15 protein-coding genes and 1 pseudogene are annotated in these 20,830 nt (G+C 49.0%); 3 read left to right on the forward strand and 13 right to left on the reverse strand.

Going from position 1 to position 20,830, the window contains the following annotated elements; genetic code table 11:
- Nucleotides 1–91: 91 nt before the first annotated feature.
- From HP567_RS01945 to HP567_RS01985, 9 genes are all read right to left on the reverse strand, one after another.
- The gene (locus tag HP567_RS01945; protein ID WP_173611715.1) at nucleotides 92–1,285 is read right to left on the reverse strand and encodes a response regulator transcription factor; all 1,194 of its coding nucleotides are present in this window, start codon (nucleotides 1,283–1,285) and stop codon (nucleotides 92–94) included.
- Complete coding sequence (locus tag HP567_RS01950; RefSeq protein ID WP_173611714.1) at nucleotides 1,257–2,993, reverse strand: cache domain-containing sensor histidine kinase; 1,737 nt, start codon at nucleotides 2,991–2,993, stop codon at nucleotides 1,257–1,259. Before HP567_RS01950 ends, HP567_RS01945 begins: the two co-directional genes overlap by 29 nt.
- 93 nt (nucleotides 2,994–3,086) lie before the next feature.
- Entirely contained in the window at nucleotides 3,087–6,191 is a 3,105-nt protein-coding gene (gene ebgA / locus HP567_RS01955; protein WP_173611713.1) for a beta-galactosidase subunit alpha, read from the reverse strand.
- A gap of 18 nt (nucleotides 6,192–6,209) precedes the next feature.
- Nucleotides 6,210–7,208, reverse strand: coding sequence for an ROK family protein (locus HP567_RS01960; RefSeq protein ID WP_173611712.1), 999 nt, complete (start codon nucleotides 7,206–7,208; stop codon nucleotides 6,210–6,212).
- A 28-nt stretch (nucleotides 7,209–7,236) separates the two neighbouring features.
- Nucleotides 7,237–8,181, reverse strand: coding sequence for a 1-phosphofructokinase family hexose kinase (locus HP567_RS01965; protein ID WP_173611711.1), 945 nt, complete (start codon nucleotides 8,179–8,181; stop codon nucleotides 7,237–7,239).
- A 1-nt stretch (nucleotide 8,182) separates the two neighbouring features.
- A complete protein-coding gene (locus tag HP567_RS01970) occupies nucleotides 8,183–9,274 on the reverse strand; it encodes a bifunctional phosphoglucose/phosphomannose isomerase (protein ID WP_173611710.1) in 1,092 nt (363 codons plus the stop codon).
- Between the two features lie 29 nt (nucleotides 9,275–9,303).
- A complete protein-coding gene (gene fba / locus HP567_RS01975) occupies nucleotides 9,304–10,167 on the reverse strand; it encodes a class II fructose-1,6-bisphosphate aldolase (protein ID WP_173611709.1) in 864 nt (287 codons plus the stop codon).
- 34 nt (nucleotides 10,168–10,201) lie between these two features.
- Nucleotides 10,202–10,981, reverse strand: a complete 780-nt coding sequence (locus HP567_RS01980; protein ID WP_173611708.1) for a DeoR/GlpR family DNA-binding transcription regulator — start codon at nucleotides 10,979–10,981, stop codon at nucleotides 10,202–10,204.
- A 183-nt stretch (nucleotides 10,982–11,164) separates the two neighbouring features.
- The gene (locus HP567_RS01985) at nucleotides 11,165–12,037 is read right to left on the reverse strand and encodes a LysR family transcriptional regulator (RefSeq protein ID WP_173611707.1); all 873 of its coding nucleotides are present in this window, start codon (nucleotides 12,035–12,037) and stop codon (nucleotides 11,165–11,167) included.
- Between the two features lie 149 nt (nucleotides 12,038–12,186).
- Here HP567_RS01985 and HP567_RS01990 point away from each other — a divergent pair, with 149 nt between their 5' ends.
- Nucleotides 12,187–12,777 carry a DJ-1/PfpI family protein gene (locus HP567_RS01990; RefSeq protein WP_173611706.1) on the forward strand — a complete coding sequence of 197 codons (591 nt, stop codon included), beginning with the start codon at nucleotides 12,187–12,189 and terminating at the stop codon, nucleotides 12,775–12,777.
- Between the two features lie 55 nt (nucleotides 12,778–12,832).
- Here the strand turns inward: HP567_RS01990 and HP567_RS01995 are convergent, their stop codons facing one another.
- Nucleotides 12,833–14,170, reverse strand: a complete 1,338-nt coding sequence (locus HP567_RS01995) for an erythromycin esterase family protein (protein WP_173611705.1) — start codon at nucleotides 14,168–14,170, stop codon at nucleotides 12,833–12,835.
- A gap of 259 nt (nucleotides 14,171–14,429) precedes the next feature.
- On the opposite strand from HP567_RS01995, the gene HP567_RS02000 reads away from it, so the two are divergent.
- Complete coding sequence (locus HP567_RS02000) at nucleotides 14,430–14,588, forward strand: hypothetical protein (protein WP_172801873.1); 159 nt, start codon at nucleotides 14,430–14,432, stop codon at nucleotides 14,586–14,588.
- A gap of 29 nt (nucleotides 14,589–14,617) precedes the next feature.
- Here HP567_RS02000 and HP567_RS02005 read toward each other — a convergent pair whose 3' ends face one another.
- On the reverse strand, nucleotides 14,618–16,408 hold the full coding sequence (locus HP567_RS02005; RefSeq protein WP_173611704.1) for a helix-turn-helix transcriptional regulator: 1,791 nt from the start codon (nucleotides 16,406–16,408) through the stop codon (nucleotides 14,618–14,620).
- 261 nt (nucleotides 16,409–16,669) lie between these two features.
- Here HP567_RS02005 and HP567_RS02010 point away from each other — a divergent pair, with 261 nt between their 5' ends.
- The gene (locus tag HP567_RS02010) at nucleotides 16,670–18,844 is read left to right on the forward strand and encodes a serine hydrolase domain-containing protein (protein WP_173611703.1); all 2,175 of its coding nucleotides are present in this window, start codon (nucleotides 16,670–16,672) and stop codon (nucleotides 18,842–18,844) included.
- 206 nt (nucleotides 18,845–19,050) lie between these two features.
- Here HP567_RS02010 and HP567_RS02015 read toward each other — a convergent pair.
- Together HP567_RS02015 and HP567_RS02020 are read right to left on the reverse strand one after the other, a co-directional pair.
- Nucleotides 19,051–19,509 (reverse strand): annotated as a pseudogene (locus HP567_RS02015) (Tn3 family transposase); the annotation flags it as partial.
- 93 nt (nucleotides 19,510–19,602) lie between these two features.
- Nucleotides 19,603–20,754: a serine hydrolase domain-containing protein gene (locus HP567_RS02020; RefSeq protein ID WP_173611702.1), complete on the reverse strand. Its 1,152-nt coding sequence runs from the start codon at nucleotides 20,752–20,754 to the stop codon at nucleotides 19,603–19,605.
- Nucleotides 20,755–20,830: the final 76 nt, after the last annotated feature.

Genomic DNA, 20,830 nt, shown 5'->3' on the forward strand with positions numbered 1-20,830 from the left:
ATTTTTCTTTATTTTAATGAAGGGAAAAAAACGGTGAAACCGCCAACTGTTCGCAATAGTGTGTGAATTTGTTTCCTTTTTTTCGCTTCGTTCAGGTTTGCGCGGTGGAGTGGACGATTGTTCGACTGGACTCCTCCTTTTGTTTGAAACGGTAGTGGCTCGGGGTCATCCCTGTATATTTTTTGAACCACTTGCTGAAGTATTTCGCGTCAGGAAGACCGACTCGCTCTGCTACCTCCTGAATGGACAGAGCTGTTTCATCCAGCATCGCTCGGGCCATTTTTACCCGGCGTTTGTCGAGGAACTCCCCAAAGCTCTCGCCCACTCCCTTTTTAAACATCACGCTAAAATGACTGCGGCTCAGTCCCACCTGTGAAGCTACCTCACTGACCGTCAATGGGGTATCGAGACGATCGAGTGCGTAATGAACAGCCTGCTTGATCGGTTCCTGCCACGGGTCTTGAATAACGCCGTACTTGCGCGCCCGCTCCTTGCGCTGGTAGAGCATCCGTACTGTCTGCATCCACGGTTCGAGTCCAGCAAACGGGCTTGTTGTCTCCCAACTCGTCACCCTTCCAGCCAGCTTCCACTCCACGAGCAAGGATTCTACCTGCCTGCCAGTACCTGCGGGGGTCAGCAAAAACCGGATATCGCCACATGCAATCCATTCCCATTCGCCTTCCAGCTCACTTGCTACCCATGCGCGCTCCTGCTCCTCCCGGTTCGCACTGCCCATCCCTTCCAAGAGCCATACACGCATGGAATCGTTCATCCACGACCAGTGTGATTGCAGGAGGGAGGCCAAGCTTTGCTCGAAATCCCGGCTCAAGCCAGTCAACCACGCACCGAATTCCCGCTTCCATTCATCAGGGCGTTCACGAATCTGCTCGGGTCGCGCACTCTCGCCTGCCAGCTCATTCCGCAGCTTTTCCAACAACGTACCCCATTCCTCATCCTGGAATTCGGTCTTCAACAAATATCCCGACACCCCGAGAGAGATTCCCTGCTGGGCAAAAGAAAAATCGCGGTGACAACTGAGCAGAAGCACCTTTGTTTGTGGTGCGTGCTCCTTCACCCGCCTGCACAGCTCCAATCCATCCATTTCCGGCATAACGATGTCCGTAATCACCAACTCGGGCTGTACTTGCAAGAAAGCCTCCCAGCCTTTCCGACCATTCGGTGCATCCGCCACCACTTCCATCCCATAGCGACTCCATGGCACCATTGCCTTCAGTCCTCTTCGCACCAGCACTTCGTCATCCACAATCATTACCTTGATGCTCATCAGGAAGTTCCTCCCTTTTCGGCCATGTGATTTGAATTGTGGTTCCTTCTCCTCTGACAGATGAAATTTTCATGCCGTGCTCCATACGGAAATGAAGCTTGAACTTCTGATCGACGTTGTACACGCCGAGTCCCCGTTTGCTAGAACGCTCCAGATCAGGATCGAGAAGTTTGGCCAATCGCTCCGGTACAATTCCTGCGCCGTCATCTTGCAACAGCAGCGTCACAAGCCCTTCTTTTTCACTGACACTGATCCGAATCGTTCCCTGCCCGTCTTCGAATGCGTGGAAAAAGATATTTTCCAAAAGCGGCTGAAGAGTCATTCGCGGGATCAAATAGCGACGGCAAGCCTCTACTCCAGTCTGTTCAAATTGAAAAACAGGCCCGTACCGCAGCTCTTGGATTTGCAGAAAATGCTCGACGGTTTGCAGTTCCTTTTCCAATGGGACGAGCTCCTGCGTGATGTCGAGATTGCCCTCCAGCACCTTGATGAGATGATAGAGCATATTGCCGATTTCATTGGCACCAGATAATCTTGCTTTCCACTGGATGGAATTGAGTGTATTGAACAACAGATGCGGATTGATTTGGTAGTGAACAGCTCGCAGCTCTGCTTCCTTTTTCAACTGCTCGGTGCGACTCACCTCGGCGATTAGCGTCTGAATCCGCCTCACCATTTGGTTAAAGCTCACCCCTAACCGCCCCAGCTCGTCTTCCGTGTCTACTTCTGCTCGCGTCTGCAGCTCGCCTGTTCCTACCAGCCGCATCGTTTCTTGAAGCCGTTTGATTTTTCCTGTAATCCGTCTGGAAAATAAATACGCCAAAAGGAGTGCCAGCACTGCCGAAAGTATCAGCGCCGCGATAAAGAAGGATTGAATCACCTCCGCAGAGCGGTTCATTTGCTCGTAAGGCAAACGCACTTGAATCATCCAGTTGTTGGACTCCAGCGGTTTGTTCCAGACGATATCGCTCTCTTGCTGGACGAACGTACCCGCAGTCTGGTAAATCAGCTCGCCACTTTTGGCTGTAATCGTCACATGCGCACTCATGTCCTTTTCCAGCTGGGAAAACAATTGAAACAGCTTGCCCGCTTTCATCTCGATCAAAATCCGGCTGTCCTTCAACACGCCATAACCGCTGAGAACAGGAACGACCAGACCAAGCACCTTCTCCTGATTGCGCAGCTCCGCCTCATCCTGAAACCCGACATAATGCCGTGGTGTGTAAAAGCCGATCCATCGCTCCTCATCCAGCTTGGCGGGCAGTGCCTTCCACCACGATTCCCGCATCAGATCCTGTCCATTGATGACATTTTCCCCGAAAAAATAGCCCGAGGGCGTCACGATAAAAATGCCTTTTGTATCAAGGTTGCGGTGCGCCCCCAGGTATCGCTCGAAGTTTTTTTGTTCCAGGAAGCCCGTGTAGGTCTTCGGCTGTTCCTCCCGCATGACGACCAATGTCGGGTCTGACACGTACGTATTGATGTCATAGGCCATGTATCTCATTTGACTCAGGTAGTTATCGATCTGAATTTGCAGCTGTGTGGCAATATACTCGCCTGACTTGCTAAATTGCTCGCGAACGACCATCGACGATTTCCAATACGCCATACTCCCCAGAGTAATCAGCGGAATAATGGCTGCAATCAGCATAAAAGCGAGCAACTTGGCATGAATGCTTCTGCGCGGGAAGAGCGACCATGACTTCATGTGACAAACCACCACCGTATTTCGATTAGTTGCACTATTCAATCTTTAACTAGATTGTACAACGTTTCGGCGATGCCTTCGAGAGCAACATCGTTAGTCACACAAATTCCGCTTATACAGCTGAACCGGAGAAATCGTATCCTTCGAAAAAGGCGTCAACCTCATCTGGAACTGGAACTCCTCTGGACGCAGGGCATGCTGCTCGGATTGCTTGGGTCCGCAGCTATTGCTACCCAGCCCGTTTTGTCGATAATCGAGATGCAGTGTGACATACTCCCGTTTTACGAGATCTGTCGTGTGCTTTGCTTGCTCCAGATCGTCCGTATCATAGCGAAGTGCGCTAAATTCCAGTGTCGGTTGACCCATCGCGAAAAGTCCAATGCCTCGCTGATCCGTGATCGACATCCATTTGACGTCCGTGCGATTGCCATTTTCCTGTGGAAATACATATGGCGTGTACAACTCATCCACTCTCGCGTTATACACCCCGATACGATTGGCTTCCTTGCTGTCGATATACGCCTCTCCCGGACCACGACCATACCACGAGACGCGCTCCATATCTTTGGCGACCAATAGCTTCAAGCCGATTCGCGGCAGCATCGCTGGCGAGGTGCCTTTGGGTGTGCCTTGAACATTTACTTGCACTTCGCCATTTCCGAACACGGTATAGGTATAGCGGCACGCAAATCCCCAGTCGTATACAGGCGGAGCAATCCGCACATCGCAGGTAATGACCACACGATCTTCTCGATCCTGCTGGATGCTTACATGCTCCACCCGGTTTTGCAAACGATCAAGGTACACCTTGCGCCACTCTTCCACTACGTACATGTCATTGTCAATCGGAGCACGCCAAAACGTGAGTCGAGGTCCTGCCACCAACAGCTCCTTGCCTGCAAACACCCAGCTCGTCGGCACACCGCTCACTTTGTCAAAAACGAACTGAAAATCTGCTCCGGTAAGGGTCACGTCTGTTTTCGTTTCTTTTCCATCCACTCTGCCTAACACAGATTGGTACGGAGCGACCGTAACCTGTTGCGCAGCAGTCATTGGCAAGGCAAATTGCGCCCAAGCCAGCTCATGTCCAGCCTGTACCCAGCTCTCATCTTGATCCAGCACAAAGGAGAGCGTCAGCCAGTAGTCGGTTCGAGCCGGCACCTGTGCAGGCAAGGTATACGGAACAGCTACAATCGTGCGACTTCCTGCTTCTGTATGCGGCAGCGACAGCGTTCCGCTCTGCATCACTTGTTCGTCTGCTGTCACACTCCAGACCATTTTCACGTGCGCAAGCGTGCGGAAATCATAACGATTCGTAATGGTGACGAGCCCGCTTTCCAAATCAGTCGCTTCTACGACGATCGGCTCAATCACTTTTTTGTATTCGAGCAGCCCTGGAGATGGCGTGCGATCTGGACGAATCAGTCCATCGATGACGAAGTTGCCATTCGTCGGGTAGTCCCCGAAGTCTCCCCCGTAGGCATAATACTCTCGCCCATCCGGTGTAAATTGGCGCAAGCCGTGATCAATCCATTCCCACACAAAACCGCCCTGCAAGCGTTGATATTTGTCAAACACATTGGCGTAGTCGCGCAAGCCACCGGGTCCATTTCCCATGGCATGAGCATATTCGCACATGATATGCGGCTTTTGCAGATGTTCATTTTCACCATGCTGAATCATTTTTTCAACCGAGGAGTACATGGTGGAAAATACGTCGCACACTTCTGCTTCGCGATCCTCCTCGTAGTGGATGAGACGAGTCGGGTCCGCTTGTCGGCACCAAGCGGCCATTGCCCGGAAGTTGCAGCCGAAGCCGGATTCGTTGCCAAGCGACCACATGATGATCGACGGATGGTTTTTGTCGCGCTCCACCATGCGCTCCATACGCTCCACGTACGTCTGCTCCCACTCTGGATCATCGCTCAGTTGACTAATGTTGCCCGTCAACTGGAAGCCATGTGTCTCCAAATCGGTTTCGTCCATGACATACAATCCGTATTGGTCGCACAAATCGTAAAAACGCGGATCGTTCGGATAATGGGCGGTACGAACAGCGTTGATGTTGTGACGCTTCATCATGAGCACATCTTCGCGCATCGTTTCATACGGGACTGCTCGCCCAAGATCGGGATGATGATCATGGCGGTTCACACCGTTTAGACGAATCGCTACACCGTTTACGAAGAAGTTGTTTCCTTTTACTTCGATCCGTCGGAAGCCCACGCGGATCGGGATGACTTCTGTCTTTTCGCCCGACCCCTGCTCAATCCCAAGCAGCAGGTGATACAGATTCGGCTCCTCCGCCGACCATTTTTTCGGCTCCTGCACCGGAAGCTCCAAGGTCACGACCTTTTCCTGTCCGGCTGCCAGTTCGCCTGCTTCGGTGTCGGTTAGCGAAGCGATAGGCGTGTAGGATTGATCCAGCAGCTTTGCGGTCACGCTCACCCCGTCATAGGCAGCAGCGGAACTGTTTTCTACATGGACACGTACGCGAAGCACACCATGGCGAAATTCATCATCCAGATCAGCCACGACTGCCAGATCTCGTACATGCAACTTCGGTCTGGCAATCAGGGAAACATCCCGAAAAATCCCGCTCAAGTACCACATATCCTGATCCTCAACATACGTGCCGTCCGACCATTGGTACACTTGAACTGCCAAGCGGTTCCTGCCTTCCTGCACCAGCTCCGTCACATCAAACTCAGATGGCAAGCGGCTTCCTTGGCTATAGCCGACTTCCTTTCCGTTCAGCCACACATGAAAAGCGCTGTCGACCCCTTCAAACCGCAGGATCACCTGCTGATCTTTCCACCCAGACGCAACCGTAAACTCTCGCAAATAGCAGCCTGTCGGGTTATCTGACGGGACATGCGGCGGATCGACCGGAAACGGATAGTACAAGTCCGTGTAATGCGGTTTCCCGTACCCTTGCAGCTGCCAATGCCCCGGCACCTGAATTCGCGCCCACTCCTTCGCATCGTAATCGGCGGCAAAAAAGTTTTCCGGCACACGCAGTGGTGATTCTGCGTAAGCAAACTGCCAATGCCCATTCAACAATTGAAACCACGGTGTCGCGCCTCTTTCATACGTTAGTGCTCCCGATTCTTCCGGGTAAGACAAAAAGTAAGCCCGCGCCGCCAAGCGGTTTCGCTCTAGCAGCTGATGATTTGCCCAGTCATACCGTTGCTGCATCGATGTACACTCCTCTTTTTACATTTTCACGGTTCCTTGTTCCCTGTTCATGCCTTGCAGGGCCAAGGCGCCAGCACCGAGCATGCCTGCATCCGCACCGAGCTCGGCCAAAACGATTTTTGTCTGTTGATGAACGACTTCCATGGCGTACCGTTGTACACTTGCTTGTACGGGGGCCAGCAATAGCTCTCCAGCCCGGCAGACGCCACCGCCGATCACTACGAGTTGCGGGTTGCACACGTTCACCAACACAGACAAGGCCCAGCCAGTTACTTCACACGCTTCGTTCCATGCGCAGGTCGCCACCGCATCACCTTGTTCCACTGCCGTAGCCACCTGCTCAGCCGTAATCCGCTCGATCTGTCCATCGCATAGAGTAAACAGAGGAGAGGCTTTTGCTTGCTGCGGATTTGCATCGAGCTCCTGGTCCAAGCGCTCACGAGCCAATCTGGCAATACCTGTGGCAGATGCGACCGTCTCCACACAACCGAGCTTGCCGCAATTGCATGGAGCGGTAAGCCCTGGATAACGCACATGACCAATCTCTCCCGCGAATCCGTGACTGCCCCGAACGAGCTTGCCTTCGTTTACAATCCCTGCCCCCACCCCTGTACCAAGCGGCACAAAAATGAGGTGGCTTACCTTCCTGCCCGCACCGAATATGGCTTCTCCGAGCGCAGCCGTCCGTAAATCGTTTTCAAAAAAAAGCGGCAGCTCCACCAGCTTCGCGAGTGGTGTCCGCAAGTCTGCCTGATGCAATTGAAAGTTGGGCGAGTGAACCGATATCCCATTTTCCGCATCAAAAGGACCAGGAAATCCGATCCCTACTGCCTCTATTGGAACGGGTGATTGAACCCGCAGCTCTTTAATCAAGGCAGCCATTCGCTCAATCAAGATGGGCAAGTTGTTATGGACTTTTGTCTCCTTGGCAGCCCGGAGGAGAATTTGCCCATTCTCGTCTATGACCGCCCCTTTCATTGTCGTACCACCGACATCGAGGCCAATTACATGACGCATGCTACTCCTCCCTTCTGAACCAGCTATTCTACTCGACTCGCTCCACATGCATCGGCTGACTCCTCAACTGCTGCACATCATCGAGCTCGATCATGCCTGCTCCAAACGACCGTGTATTCGCCGCGCCGCATGCCATCCCCAACCAAATCGCATCTGGCCAAGCCAAGCCCCGCAGCTTTCCGACAAGGACACCCGCAAGCATGGAATCACCGCAGCCCACTGTATTTTTCACTTCGGCATCCGCCAACGGGATCGCGGAAATACGCCACGTCTCCTGGCCATCACCAAACCACGCGCCCTCCTCCCCTAACGAGAGAAGGACTCGCTGCGCACCGCGCTCACGCAGCTCGCGTATCGCTCTGCAACGTGCCTCGTCGCTATCCAGCGAAAATCCAAGAATCGCTTCCGCTTCCGGTCGATTGGGCTTGATGAGCGTGGGCGTTGCCTTTATTCCTTCTAACAGTGCCTGACCGCTCGTATCCAGCACGCATGCGGTTCCTTTCCTGGCGACACCTCGAATGAGTGCAGCGTATGTTTCGGCTGGAACGCCACCTGGCAAGCTTCCGGAAAAAACCATGTACTGTGCCTGATCCGCCAGCTCGATCAAACGCATTTGCAAGCGACTGATCTCTTCTTCACTGGGCAAGGGACCCTGCTCTAGCACTTCTGTCACCGTTTTTTCCTGTTCGTCGAGAAAAGCGAGACACAGTCGGGATTCTCCGCGCGTTTCGATAAACGAGGACGTGATCCCCTCACGTTCGCAGCCTTCCGCGATGAACCTCCCGTTATGACCGGCGACAAAACCGCTTGCGACTACATCCTGCCCCAATGCTTTCGCTACACGCGCTACATTTATCCCTTTTCCGCCGGGCAAGCTCAGTACATCCCCCGTGCGGTGTAGCTCTCCAGAACGAAAATGCGAGAGGCGATACGTCTTATCGATGGCCGCGTTCAGCGTTACCGTTACCAGCATGCTATCTCACCTGCACAGTAACGAGCGGCTGCCCCATTTTTTGTTTGAACAAATTGATCACTTCTACCGGGGTTGGATCGACGCCGCGAATCAGGGCAGCGTACAGCGACACGAAGTCAGCCAAGTACACGATAGAAAACAAACGAGCCATTCGGGACACGCCGTGGGAATGAACCACGCTTACCCCACCAGCGCGCTCACGCAAAATGTCAGCGCTGATCTCTACACGTTGGATCGTCTTCTCGCTGTCCTCCAGATCGCGAATGAGTGTAAAATGAACACCCTTCAGCAGAGCAGACGGCGAATCCCAACCCACAGCCTCGTCGTGGTGCAGGCTCGGTATGGCGTTCCAAAATGCCATCAGTTTGCTGTTTTCCCCTAGCTGGTTTTTCCAACGCCACGCAGGGGCATCGAAAAACGGAAGCGTTCCATACACGACAGGTATCAGCCCATCCATCTCGATAGCGATTTGTTTGGCTTCATTTTTCGCGATCGGAGAATCCGTTCCGTAGATGTGCTTCCACTCCTCGAACAGGGCAATCGTCTCCTCGACCTCCGCACGCTTGTCGGAAATCAGCCCGAGCTTCGTCAGGATGGCGAGAATCGGCAAGAAAATATAGCCGAGTACGATCCGCGGCATCATTCCGCCTGGCACGAGCAAGCACGCATGATTGTGTTCACGGGCCATCTCCAATACTTTTCCGCCCGCCGTAATGACAGCGATTTGTGCTCCTTTGGCGATAGCTGCTTCGTAGCCGCTGACGACTTCTTCTGTATTGCCGGAATGGCTAACGACGATGACGAGCGTCTTCGCATCCACAAAAGCCGGGATGGTATACCCTTGATTTAACTGAAGCGGCACTTGCAGCTCGTCAAACAAATACGACTTGATCAAATTGACGCTCGCAGCCGAACCGCCCCCAGTGCCAAGCACCACAATATTTTCAATTTTAACAGAAATATTAGACACATCTAAACTATCAGATAATTTTAAACCTGTTTTAAACTGTTCATCGTAGCTTTCCGTATCTTGCAGGGCAGAAATCGTGTCCAGTTCGCGCAACGCTTTCGCATCATCGAGGTTTATACGCATGTAAAATCGTCCCTTCCTGTCTTTTTGGATTAACGTACATTCGCTTTTCCGATACAACCGCACATCTCCATTTTGGCGAGTGCGACTTCTTTAACCGCCTGCTTGGCCTGCTTCATATAGGTGCGCGGGTCGTTTTCCTGCGGGTTGTTGTCAAAAACGCCCTTGATCGCTTGCGAAAACGCGATACGCAGCTCTGTCGCTACGTTCATCTTTGCCATGCCGAGCTGAACCGCCCGCTTCACCTGCTCCTCGGGAATTCCCGAGCCGCCGTGCAACACAAGTGGTACAGAAACACGACGGGCAATCTCCTCGATGCGAGGAAAATCAATGCGCGGCTCCCCCTTGTAAATCCCGTGAGCCGTACCAATCGCCGGTGCCAACGTATCCACGCCAGTCAACTCGATAAACCTCTCGCACTCAATCGGGTCAGCCAGTGCAGCATCTGCATCATCGACGACAAGATCGTCCTCCACGCCCCCGACCTTGCCGAGCTCTGCCTCCACATTGACACCGCGCTCCCGAGCCAGCTCCACTACACGCCGCGTCATCTCCGCATTTTCTGCAAAAGGATGCATCGACGCGTCGATCATGACTGATGTATAACCCGCTTCGATACATCGCATGATCAGTTCCTCTTCATGACAGTGATCCAAATGCAGGGCAATCGGCACCCGGGCCTCTTCTGAGGCTACCCGGGCGATTGCTGCTACATACTCCGGTCCAAGATGCCGGACCGTTCCGACTGTGGTCTGTAAAATGAGCGGTGCGTTTGCTTCGCAAGCCGCCTCCACTACTGCTTGGAGCATTTCCATCGTGTGTACGTTGAAGGCGCCTACACAATATCCTTGCTCCCTTGCTGTGCGCAGCATCTGTGTCGATGATACCAACGCCATATCGATCCCTCCGTTTCCTTTCTGATCTCGTAGTTTACCTGGTCACGCCCTGCAAGCTGGCCAGCTCCAGGTTGATGCCCAGCTCCGCATACTTACTGACAAGATGCCGTGCCGCCGCATCTGTAATAATCCGATCGACATCGGACACCCCGGCGAACTTCGCCAAATGCGTCTCGCCGAACTTGCTATGGTCGGCGAGCACATAGACTTTTCTGGCGCGTTCCATCATGACTTGGTTAATTTGCGCTTCGGCCAGATTGAGCGTCGTCAGTCCATTTTCCGGATGAACCCCATCTGCCCCGATAAAGCATTTGAAAACAGAAAGTCCTCGCAAATTGTCCGATGCGACAGAACCAACGAGCGCAAATGACTTGTGGCGCATCTCTCCCCCGATCAAGATGACGTGATGCTTGCCTTGACTGTTCAGCTCCATCGCGATATTGACCGCATTCGTCACGACCGTCAGATCATTCAAGCCGCGCAGCAGCTTGGCGAGCTCCATCATCGTGGTCCCTGCCCCGAGAATAACCGTGTCCCCCGGCTGTATGTGCGACAGCGCTTGATGAGCAATCGCTTGCTTCTCTTCGCTTCTCTCTTCCAGCTTCTCTGTGAAACTGCGCTCCAATGGCAAGAAATTCGTAATCGTCGCGCCCCCGTGAATGCGCGTCAGCAGACCATCATTTTCGAGTTTGATCAAATCTTTTCGGATCGTTACTTCAGACACATCCAGCGCCAGACTTAATTGGCTGACGGTTACGCTCTGTTCTGCCTTCAATTGTTCGAGGATCTTGCTATGCCGTTCGGCTGCCAGCATATTGCTTCACTTCCTTACGATCATAAATTGTATGGTTTCGTTTTGTTTCTTTTTATCTTTCGTTTACTTTCACTTCGATCTTAGCATTGTAGAAAAACGAATGTCAAACAAGTTATGAAATTTTCCGAAAATAAAACCAGCCTGCTCTGGTTCTCGACCAAAACAGACTGGCTGTTTACCTCTTTACCCGATATCCCGACTTTCCAGCATGAAATCAATAAACTTCTTATGCGCCCGTGAAAGCCATTTGTTTTTATGGTAGGCAATTTGCGCATAGAACAACAGCTCTTCCTCGCACGCTATCATTTTCACTTTTTGCTCATTCAACAAGGCTTCGACACTAATATACGGCATCAAGCTCACGCCTAGCCCGTTTGCCACGCTCTGCTTGATCGCTTCCATACTGGAGAACTCCAGGTGATGCTTCGGCTTGATCTCCCTTTTTTCCAGGAAGCGTAGGAAAAACCGCCGCAGAGCACAATGCTCTCCACTGAAAATCATACATTCCTCGCCAGCATCCTCTATTTTTTCAAACGAATGATCCCGCCCACCGATAAAAACCAGTCGCTCGGTAGAGAACGGCTCCACGACCAGATTCGGATCATCGAGCTTTGGCTCCAGCGTGATCACGATATCCAATAGACCATCATGCAGCTTTTCCCGCAAGCGAATGCAGTCGTCCATTACAAACGAAATATTCACGCCCGAATAGCACGCTCTGTACCTGGACAAAATGTCACCCAGCCGATAGATCGTAATTGTCTCCGAGGCCCCGATGCGTAACTCGCCTTGCAGTGATTGCTCATTTGCCGATATATCCTTGATCTTCGCATACGAAACCAGCAGCTCCTCGACGTACGTATACAGCTCACGGCCATAGGCGGTTAACTGAATTTTCTTTCCCAGTCGATCAAACAGCGGGACACCCATTCCTTCTTCCAGCTGCTGAATATGGGATGTAATCGTCGCCTGTGAATATTGCAGTGCCTGTGCGGCCTTCGTAAAGCTGTTGAAATCGACGACTGCCTTAAAGGTTTGAAACTGGCGAATCTCCATCCCGGCTCCCCCCTGCTCGCATGTTTATTATTAGAAATCCTGAAGATCATCTTCAGAACTTTCATTTTTACTAATAATTAATGATAGCATATGATTCTTGATAAGTACCGGTACGGCTTGAACGATTCGAACAGAGGAGCTGATTTTCTATGAAAAAAGTGTGCTTGTTATTACCGAATGGCTTTGAGGCAGTAGAGGCTAGCGTATTTACAGACGTAATCGGCTGGAACAAGGAAGAGGGCGACGGAACAACGGAGCTCGTGACGGTGGGCACGCGCAAGGAGCTGAAATGCACGTGGAATTTTACTGTGATCCCCGAGATGGTGATCGACGATGCGGATGTAAATGACTTCGATGCACTGGCACTGCCTGGCGGTTTTGAGCAGGCGGGCTTTTATGAAGATGCTTATCGCGAGGACGTTCTCGCTTTCATACGTGAATTTGAAAAGCAAGGCAAAATGATTGCCTCCATCTGCGTGGGTGCTCTGCCCCTCGGGAAAAGCGGGATTTTGCAAGGACGAAACGCAACGACCTACAACCTGAACAACCAACTGAGACAAAAGCAGCTGGCAGCGATGGGTGCCACTGTCATCCCTGACCAATCCATCGTCATCGACAACAATATCATCACCTCGTACAACCCTTCGACCGCTTTTGATGTGGCATTCACCTTGCTGGAGTCGCTGACATCCCGCGAAAACACCGACAATGTGAAGCGCTTGATGGGGTTTCTGGTATAATAAAACCGGCATTTTTCCCAATGCTCTTGGGTAAATGCCGGTTTCTTTCTGCTATTTAACGAACAAGCTCGCCAGCGCTCACTGTGTCTAAATGAATGAGAATATCAAATGCTTGCCCAAGCGAAGTTGTTATAGAGTTTGGTTTGCTTGGATCAGCAGAACCGAATCCGATCAAAAACGGCCGTTCTTCCTCTAACCATTTTTGGGTGAGACCTGTAGCATTCCGTAAATCAACAAAGTATTGATCCTTTGAGACTTGATCCAGAGTATGATTGAATGTTTTTGGATCATTCGATTCAATGGTAGCTGGAACAATTTTATTTTCAATGTTAAACGCGTTATAATCGCCTTTCCCGAATGAAGTTCCAATCGTTACATATTCCTTTCCATAATGCTCCAGTAAATACTGACCGGCGAGCTTCGGGTATACCTCTTGCAACATATTGTTCTTTGCGATGTGCCCATTGTGACCCCATACGATTGTTTTTCCCAGCTGTTCATGAGCCCACTTCGCATTCTCAAACATCGCGATATCATGCTTCAAAAATAAATCAGATGGATTCTCCGAGAAGTTGAAATACATGCCAGTAAATTGCTCAATGACCTTGGCGTGTTGCTTAATCCTTGCGAACTCCTTGGATTGGCCGTTCAGACTGCTTTTGTTTTGTTCCAATATTTCCGTGATTTCTTTCGCTTGCTCCTGATGTTTTTTCTGAATGGCCTGTGGCAAAGCTGAATAGGTTTCCAGGTCCTTCGTAACTTCGGCAAGTTCCTTCATTTTATTATTCACACGGGGCAGCAGGTCAGGCTTATATTTTTTTATATACTGTCTGATCTCATCGTATACATTTTCGCTGACATTTTGTACATCCATTCCGACCACCCGCAGTTTCGTTTCGTTCTCGGGATCGACATTGTACTCACGCATCCATTCCAGCATGTCTACGATTTCTTTTGTTTGAAATATAGGCATTAGGAATTTACTCGGATTCCCTTCTCCTGTGAGAACGTAATGATCAAGTTTCAATGCGTTGCCCCAGTTTTCTTCTAATACAAGGGTGGTAAAGCCCATTTCCATGACGAGAAATTCAACAAACCGGTGTTTCATCGTATAAATTTCACGACTTCCATGATTTGCCTCACCTAAACCTACGATTGAAGCAGAACCGATCATTTGGCGCAGCGGTTCAATATCTTTAAGATCAGTCCCAGGCTCAGCGCTATTCAATTGAAAAGAGTTCAGCTCTAACCATTCTTTTGGACTTAGATTTTCTGCCTTCTTCCCTTGTTGTTGTTCGCTGTCCGTCTCGGTTAATGGAGCTGTATTCGTGCATCCTGTTATGAGTAAACCACAAATCGATACCGCGACGATGCTACTTCTGTAAAAGTTCATTTCTATTTCCCCCTAAAAGCTTCGTTGGCGCAAAGTATCGCATGGGCACTGCCTGTACAACAAGTAGCGTTTTGTCATAAGTTTGAGACGCCCTGTTACCAACGGTTTCTCCCTACCCCATATGACAATTTGTCATCAAAAAAAGCACCGGATCTTGAAGATCGGTACTTTTGAAATAGCATTTCCTATGTCATATGCTGCAATCGGGGATAAGAATAAGCCATCCATCACACCCTACTGGCAAAAGGAGTGGTGAATCATGGAGAAAAAGCGAGGTTCTGCCGAGCACGAGCCCACAGTAGCGCCAAGCATGTACGGTCATGATCCTTTGGAAGAAAAGGCGACGGAAAAAGAAGTGGAAAAAGGGGATTACACAAAGGTAACGCGGCTGTTCCTCGACCGAACGCCGGAAGAGTAAAGACGGGATTTCTCCCGTCTTTTTGTCATCTATAGGATACTCTCGGTTCGTGCCAGTTCAATTGCTTCTTCCCGGTTGCTGACACCGAGCTTCGAGTAAAGAGTGGAACAGTAATTCCGTACCGTTCCCTCCGATAAATATAGTTTGGTGGCAATCGACTTGTAACGAAGCCCATCCGATAAAAGCTGTAAAATCTCCCTTTCCCGTTTCGTCAATCCATATGGATCATTCGGGCTATACTTCTCTAATTGCTCACGTTGGCGCTTCATCTCTTCAAATACGCGTGTAGCGATCGACTGATCAAGCCACGTCCCCCCGCTATAGATGAGCTTCAGCGCTTCCATCATCTCTTTTGGACGAGTAGACTTCAGCATATATCCTTCCGCCCCGTGCTCCAACGCTGATGCTGCCTGTACCGAATCCTCAAACGTTGTCATGACCACAATCTTCATGTTCGGCCAGCGTTCTTTCATTTGAAGGAAGGTCTCCAGTCCGTTCATCCCTTGCATGTGCACGTCCATTAACACGATATCCGGCTGGTGTCGCTCACACTGTTCTAAAGCTTCTTGCCCATCACTCGCTGTACCCACAACAATAAAGTTGTCCTGCTGGCTTAAGATTTGCTGTAAGCTGTCGGCAATCATCACCTGATCATCAACAATAAGCAGACGGATACTTCCCTGTCCAGCTTCTGCCTGTATGGGAACATTACAAATGACAACGGTCCCTTGCCCTGATTGTGAATGAACGGACAGCGTACCTTGCTGTTGCTCAAGCCGTTCTTTTATTCCCTTTAGTTCTAAGCCGAATTCGCTGGATTCTAGTCCGTTGCCATTATCTTCGATTTGTAAACGGAGTTGCTGACTTTCGAAATACAGATCAACAGCTATCACACTTGCTTGGCCGTGACGAACCGCATTTGTAAGCAATTCTTGCAGGCAACGATATAAAGAAATGCTCATTTTTTGCATAACGAGCGTCTCACTGCCGATCACACGGAAGTTGACCGTTACACCTGTTGACTTCATAAATTCTTCCGTCAGTTCCAGGAGTGACTCACTTAACGACTGGTTGAACCGAGCATGAGCATGAGAGAGCTGATGCAAATGCTTTCTGATATCATCCAGGCTGCCCTGTGCTATGGAGACAAGTTTATCAACTCGTTCGACCTGTGAATCAGGAACCGAGGATCGGAGCGACTCAACGCCAACAATCAGAGAGGTTAGCGAATGGCCAATCGTGTCATGTAACTCATGTGACAACCGATTACGTTCCTCGATCAGTGTCAGCTCCTCGATTTGCTTAATATGCTGCTCCAATAATTGCTTCTGTTCTTGAATGATGCGACCTTGCTTATGTGACTCAATTAATATGCTAAATGCCATCCCCATCGCAAAACCAAAGCTGCAACTAAACATAAACTCGTACGGGAGACGATTGGTAATCAACCCGTTTAAAGCCGGAAAAATAATCCCACTAGAGATTCCCGTCCACATATACGTTCTGCGACTACTGGCCACACCAATAATGATTACTAGTAAAACGAAAGGCCAAGTCCATCCTGGTGCTACAAAGGCCACAAATAGATAAAAAAAGCCTGTCATTACGACTTCGACTGCCAGATACCAATCTTTTTTTCTATATTGAACGATCAATGGAATGGCATAAACCAAAAGGGCAATTAGGATGATGACTCCGAACGGAACGGCTATCATTGCCGGATACATCATATCTGCGATGACGATGATACCTAGCCAAATCGTTCGCAAGGCAAAAATCACCCAATTGTACCAGAACCATTTTTTTATCATAGATAACATTTGTCATGTACTCCTGCTCGTTTGAATGGTAAGGAATTTCCCGAATGTTTCTGACTCATCATGCCTCACCAATTCCCGATTCGTCAAGCAAAATGCGCCGTGTCATATAGCCTTTATGACATTCTATCATGCCGTAAATATGATCGGTTAGCACGATGTCATGCATAGATAGAACGGTATTGTCACTATGTGATTTTACAGCCCTGAGAATAAGGTGGATGTGTAAAGACAACACAAATCAACTTACAGGAGCGATGAGAAATGAAACCATTCCCTATGCAAAAAGGAGCGTCCCTTACGTTATCTGCACTATTAATAGGGACACTGATACTTCCTACTTACGGTTGTGCGGAAGCAAGTGTGGACCAAGCAATCACGCAACAAAAGAAAACGGATCATGCCAAAATAAAAGAAGCGATTGATAAAGCTGCTGCCAGCGAAAACATTCCAGGTGTCCTCTTTGCAGTAAAGAAGGGAAATGATTTCTGGTCGTATGCTTCCGGCGAAGCGAATATAGAAAGTAAGAAACCGATGGAAGCTGACTTTTCATTTCGAATCGGGAGTATAACGAAATCGTTCGTCGGTGTAGTGACTCTGCAATTAGCTGAGGAAAAGAAGCTAAGCCTCGATGACTCGGTAGAAAAATGGCTGCCAGGTGTCGTTCAAGGAAACGGATATGACGGTAACAAAATTACGATTCGTCAGTTATTAAATCATTCGAGTGGAGTGGCAGACTACTTAGATGATGAACTCAAGGAAAGTATAATCCAGAACTCCACTCAAACGTTTACAGCAGAACAACTCATTTCTCGCGCATTAAAGCAAACACCGACCACAGGTGGCTATTCGAATACGAATACAGTGCTGATGAAACTCGTTATCCAAAAGGTCACAGGAGAAACGGTTGCCGAACAAATCAAGAAACGAGTGATTGAGCCGCTTCAACTAACAGAAACGTTTTTCCCGGAAAACTCTCGATCCATTCCGAAAAACAGTCCGAATGGATACTTTAACAATGCCGGTACATTAATGGATATAACTGACCTTAACCCTTCGTTTGCAGACGCAGCAGGGGCTATGATCTCGACTACGAAAGATTTAACAACGTTCTTTAGCGCTTTATTGGGCGGAAAATTGTTAACACCTGAGATGCAGAAAGAAATGTTAACCACTGTTTCTAATCCATACGGGAAATTCGGACTCGGTATTCAGGAAGTAACATTGCCGGATGGCACTACCATATGGGGGCATCAAGGCGGCATTCCTGGATTCACCAACTTCGCAGGTGGAACAAAAGACGGCAAGCACGTGATCGCGATGAGTATCAATGCATTAGGAGATACTGTTTCTCATATGGAGAACATCCAGATGACTGAATTCTCGGGACAAGCCAAGCAACCATCCACCCCGGATCAAGCAGCTCAAAAACATGGGCAAGAAATGAAGGACTTCATTGATCAGAAAGCAAAAGTCGAGGGAGTCCCTGGAATAATTGCCGCTGGGTTAAGAAACGGAGAATACTGGTCTTATGCAGCGGGTGTAGCCAACCTCGATCATAAAAATCCGATGGAACCAGACTTTACTTTCCGTATTGGCAGTGTCACAAAGGCGTTTGTTGCTACCCTTGTCTTACAGTTGGCTCAGGAGAAAAAGCTGAATCTGGAAGACTCGGTAGAAAAATGGCTCCCAGGTGTGGTAAAGGGTAATGGGTATGACGGCAACAAAATCACGATTCGTATGTTATTGAACCAAACGAGCGGGATTGCAAGCTATACGAATACAGACATGCGGTACGCTACCTCATTCCCTCAATATACCGTTGATGACCTTGTACGTATGGGACTGGCTAAGCCGCCAGTATTTCAACCAGGGGCTGGCTTTGACTATTCGAATACAAATACCGTACTGGCTGGTCTTGTTATTCAAAAGGTGACAGGAGAAACGTACGATGTGCAGATGAAGAAACGGATCCTCGACCCGCTTCAGATGACAAATACATCTTTTAGTGGTAGTAATCCAAAAATCCCGGGCCAGCATGCCACAGGCTATAGCTTGAATCGGGCAGGGAAACTGTTTGATTTCACAGAGTATAATCCTTCATTCGCGAATGCTGCGGGGGAAATGATTTCGACAGGGAAAGATTTGACCACTTTTTTTAGTGCGCTTTTGGGTGGGAAATTATTAAATGACGAGATGATGAAGCAGATGACAACAGGTGTGGAATCGCCTTTTGGCAAATATGGGCTGGGAATTTACGGGGTGACACTGCCGAGCGGAAAGACCTATTGGGTTCATGGAGGCGGCATTCATGGGTTTGAAACGTTAGCGGGTGGTACCTTAGGCGGGAAGGATATTTTGGTGACGAACATCAATGCGGTCGGTCCAGAACCTGTCGTCACTAACCAAGCCATGTTCGAAAAGGAATTTAACCGTTAAGTTAAAAAGGAAAATTGATAGAAGGCTTTTGCCTTGGGAACTCCAAGAGCAATAAGCCTTTTTCCTTTTCAATTATATCGATAAATTTATTTATGTATACGCTATTAAAACATAATTTGTTTTATCGATAACTCGACCTTAGAATAGCAACTGTATCCCAATCAAAAAATACAGGAGGCAATATAGTATGACCCCATCAATTAAATCAAGTCCCGTAAAATCAGGGTGATATCTATAACATTCTGAAAGATGACTGCATTCGCTACAAGATCGTTGTACTTGATGCGTTTTTCCTGTTCTTCTGGATCATTCTCAGCGATCACGCCATCTCCCCCGTCTGATTTGTTCTTTAGTAGGCCATCTATTATGTAGGCAGCTTCCCATACTCCGCAGGGAATGAAATGACTAAATAAAGCAATGTAGGTATCTGAAATATGATGATAAGTAATTCCGCCATACCCACCATAACGAATATGATATTCAGATAACAAATTTTCTTCGTACAAATCGAACTTCGTTCCGTCTTTAGCAGCTGTCTTCCCGTCTCCCCATAGTTTAGGCAGGCTTAGTGTATTGTATTGATTCAGAATGTCACGTATGGCTGCATCGATCTTCTGGGCAGTTACATGTCGGCGGTTTACAAATGAGAGCATATGGGGTGTAACTAAACTTCGCATATGTTTGGGATGTTTGGGCTCCGAGATGGCAGCAAGCTGGCACCGGAATAGGAAATTTCCAGTGCCAGCTTGCTGGTGTTCTTAATGTGATGAAGAGCCAATGAGTTGCTCGGCAATGCTTTTGGAAAGAGTCAACGTATTAATTTCAGAAGGCATCGCATTGATATTAAGGGTTTGTACATAATCCCCGCCGCGAGTTCCACCTGTGAACGTTGCGAATCCTGGACAGTTGCCGCCATGCCCCCAAATCGTAATACCATTCGTCAGCTTTGTTCCAAGGATCCCCAAGCCGTATTCACCTACTGGAGTTTCAACCCCAGTTAACATCTGATCTAAAGTAGCTGGTTTTAATAGCTTGCCACTAAGTATAGCACTGAAGAATGTATTCATATCATCCGCTGTGGAGATCATAGATCCCGCAGCATCTGCCCAAGAGGGATTCATTTCGGTTCTGTCTATGAATTGACCGTCGAGTACGAAGTATCCTCGTGCATGTTCACCTGGAATAAACGAGTAGTCGTCGGGTACATAAGTACTCGTTAGGTTAAGGGGAGCTATGAAACGTTTCCTAATATGTTCCCCGTATGTTTCTCCAGTAGCCTTCTTAATAATCATCCCTGCCAGTACCGTATTCGTATTGGAATAAACCCATTTCTCTCCAGGCTTAGAGGTCGCCTTCATGTTCAGTCCAGTACGAACTAATTCGTCAGCAGTAAAGGAATGTAACGGGTTTGGGAGTAATTTATCGAGAATATCCTTGTGTTCTGAATAGTCAGGAATACCGCTTGTTTGGTTTAATAGTTGCCGAATCGTGATATGATCCCCTTCATATTCAGTACCCTTAACAACATCAGGCAGCCATTTTTCTATCGTGTCATCCAGGCTCAGTTTTTGTTCATCAACAAGCTGAAGAACGACCATTGCAGTAAACGTCTTTGTTAGACTACCGATCCGGAAAGTAAAGTTCGTCTTAACCGGATCAGTACCGTAAATGCTTGCTTCACCGGAAGCATATGCCCATTTTGATCCTTTGTTTGAGGAAGCTACAATTATGCCCGGTATATTTTGATGGTTAGCAGCTTCATCGATAAGTTGCTTGGCTTTGGTCTGCGAATCTTGACTGTAAGTAGTAACGAGGGGATCCGCCTGCTTTGCAAAACCAGTTCCTTGTAATGGCAGTAATAGAGTCGCGGTAATCATTGTCGATACAGTGAGCATAGAAATTTTGTTCATTTCGTTTCTCCTTTTGATTAAAGAATCGTATTATTCATTCATTCGTTGCGAAGCGATTTGTCTCCCCGAGTATTGC

This window comes from Brevibacillus sp. M2.1A, from assembly GCF_013284355.2.
GTDB lineage: Bacteria > Bacillota > Bacilli > Brevibacillales > Brevibacillaceae > Brevibacillus.

What these genes read in the sequence shown, in the direction of transcription:
- HP567_RS01995 (WP_173611705.1), bottom strand. Translation starts at nt 14,170, where the DNA reads ATGAACTTTTACAGAAGTAGCATCGTCGCGGTATCGATTTGTGGTTTA.
- HP567_RS01960 (WP_173611712.1), bottom strand. Translation starts at nt 7,208, where the DNA reads ATGCGTCATGTAATTGGCCTCGATGTCGGTGGTACGACAATGAAAGGG.
- HP567_RS01985 (WP_173611707.1), bottom strand. Translation starts at nt 12,037, where the DNA reads ATGGAGATTCGCCAGTTTCAAACCTTTAAGGCAGTCGTCGATTTCAAC.
- HP567_RS01945 (WP_173611715.1), bottom strand. Translation starts at nt 1,285, where the DNA reads ATGAGCATCAAGGTAATGATTGTGGATGACGAAGTGCTGGTGCGAAGA.
- HP567_RS01970 (WP_173611710.1), bottom strand. Translation starts at nt 9,274, where the DNA reads ATGCGTATAAACCTCGATGATGCGAAAGCGTTGCGCGAACTGGACACG.
- HP567_RS01950 (WP_173611714.1), bottom strand. Translation starts at nt 2,993, where the DNA reads ATGAAGTCATGGTCGCTCTTCCCGCGCAGAAGCATTCATGCCAAGTTG.
- HP567_RS01980 (WP_173611708.1), bottom strand. Translation starts at nt 10,981, where the DNA reads ATGCTGGCAGCCGAACGGCATAGCAAGATCCTCGAACAATTGAAGGCA.
- HP567_RS02020 (WP_173611702.1), bottom strand. Translation starts at nt 20,754, where the DNA reads ATGAACAAAATTTCTATGCTCACTGTATCGACAATGATTACCGCGACT.
- HP567_RS02005 (WP_173611704.1), bottom strand. Translation starts at nt 16,408, where the DNA reads ATGTTATCTATGATAAAAAAATGGTTCTGGTACAATTGGGTGATTTTT.
- HP567_RS02010 (WP_173611703.1), top strand. Translation starts at nt 16,670, where the DNA reads ATGAAACCATTCCCTATGCAAAAAGGAGCGTCCCTTACGTTATCTGCA.
- HP567_RS02000 (WP_172801873.1), top strand. Translation starts at nt 14,430, where the DNA reads ATGGAGAAAAAGCGAGGTTCTGCCGAGCACGAGCCCACAGTAGCGCCA.
- HP567_RS01990 (WP_173611706.1), top strand. Translation starts at nt 12,187, where the DNA reads ATGAAAAAAGTGTGCTTGTTATTACCGAATGGCTTTGAGGCAGTAGAG.
- fba (WP_173611709.1), bottom strand. Translation starts at nt 10,167, where the DNA reads ATGGCGTTGGTATCATCGACACAGATGCTGCGCACAGCAAGGGAGCAA.
- ebgA (WP_173611713.1), bottom strand. Translation starts at nt 6,191, where the DNA reads ATGCAGCAACGGTATGACTGGGCAAATCATCAGCTGCTAGAGCGAAAC.
- HP567_RS01965 (WP_173611711.1), bottom strand. Translation starts at nt 8,181, where the DNA reads ATGCTGGTAACGGTAACGCTGAACGCGGCCATCGATAAGACGTATCGC.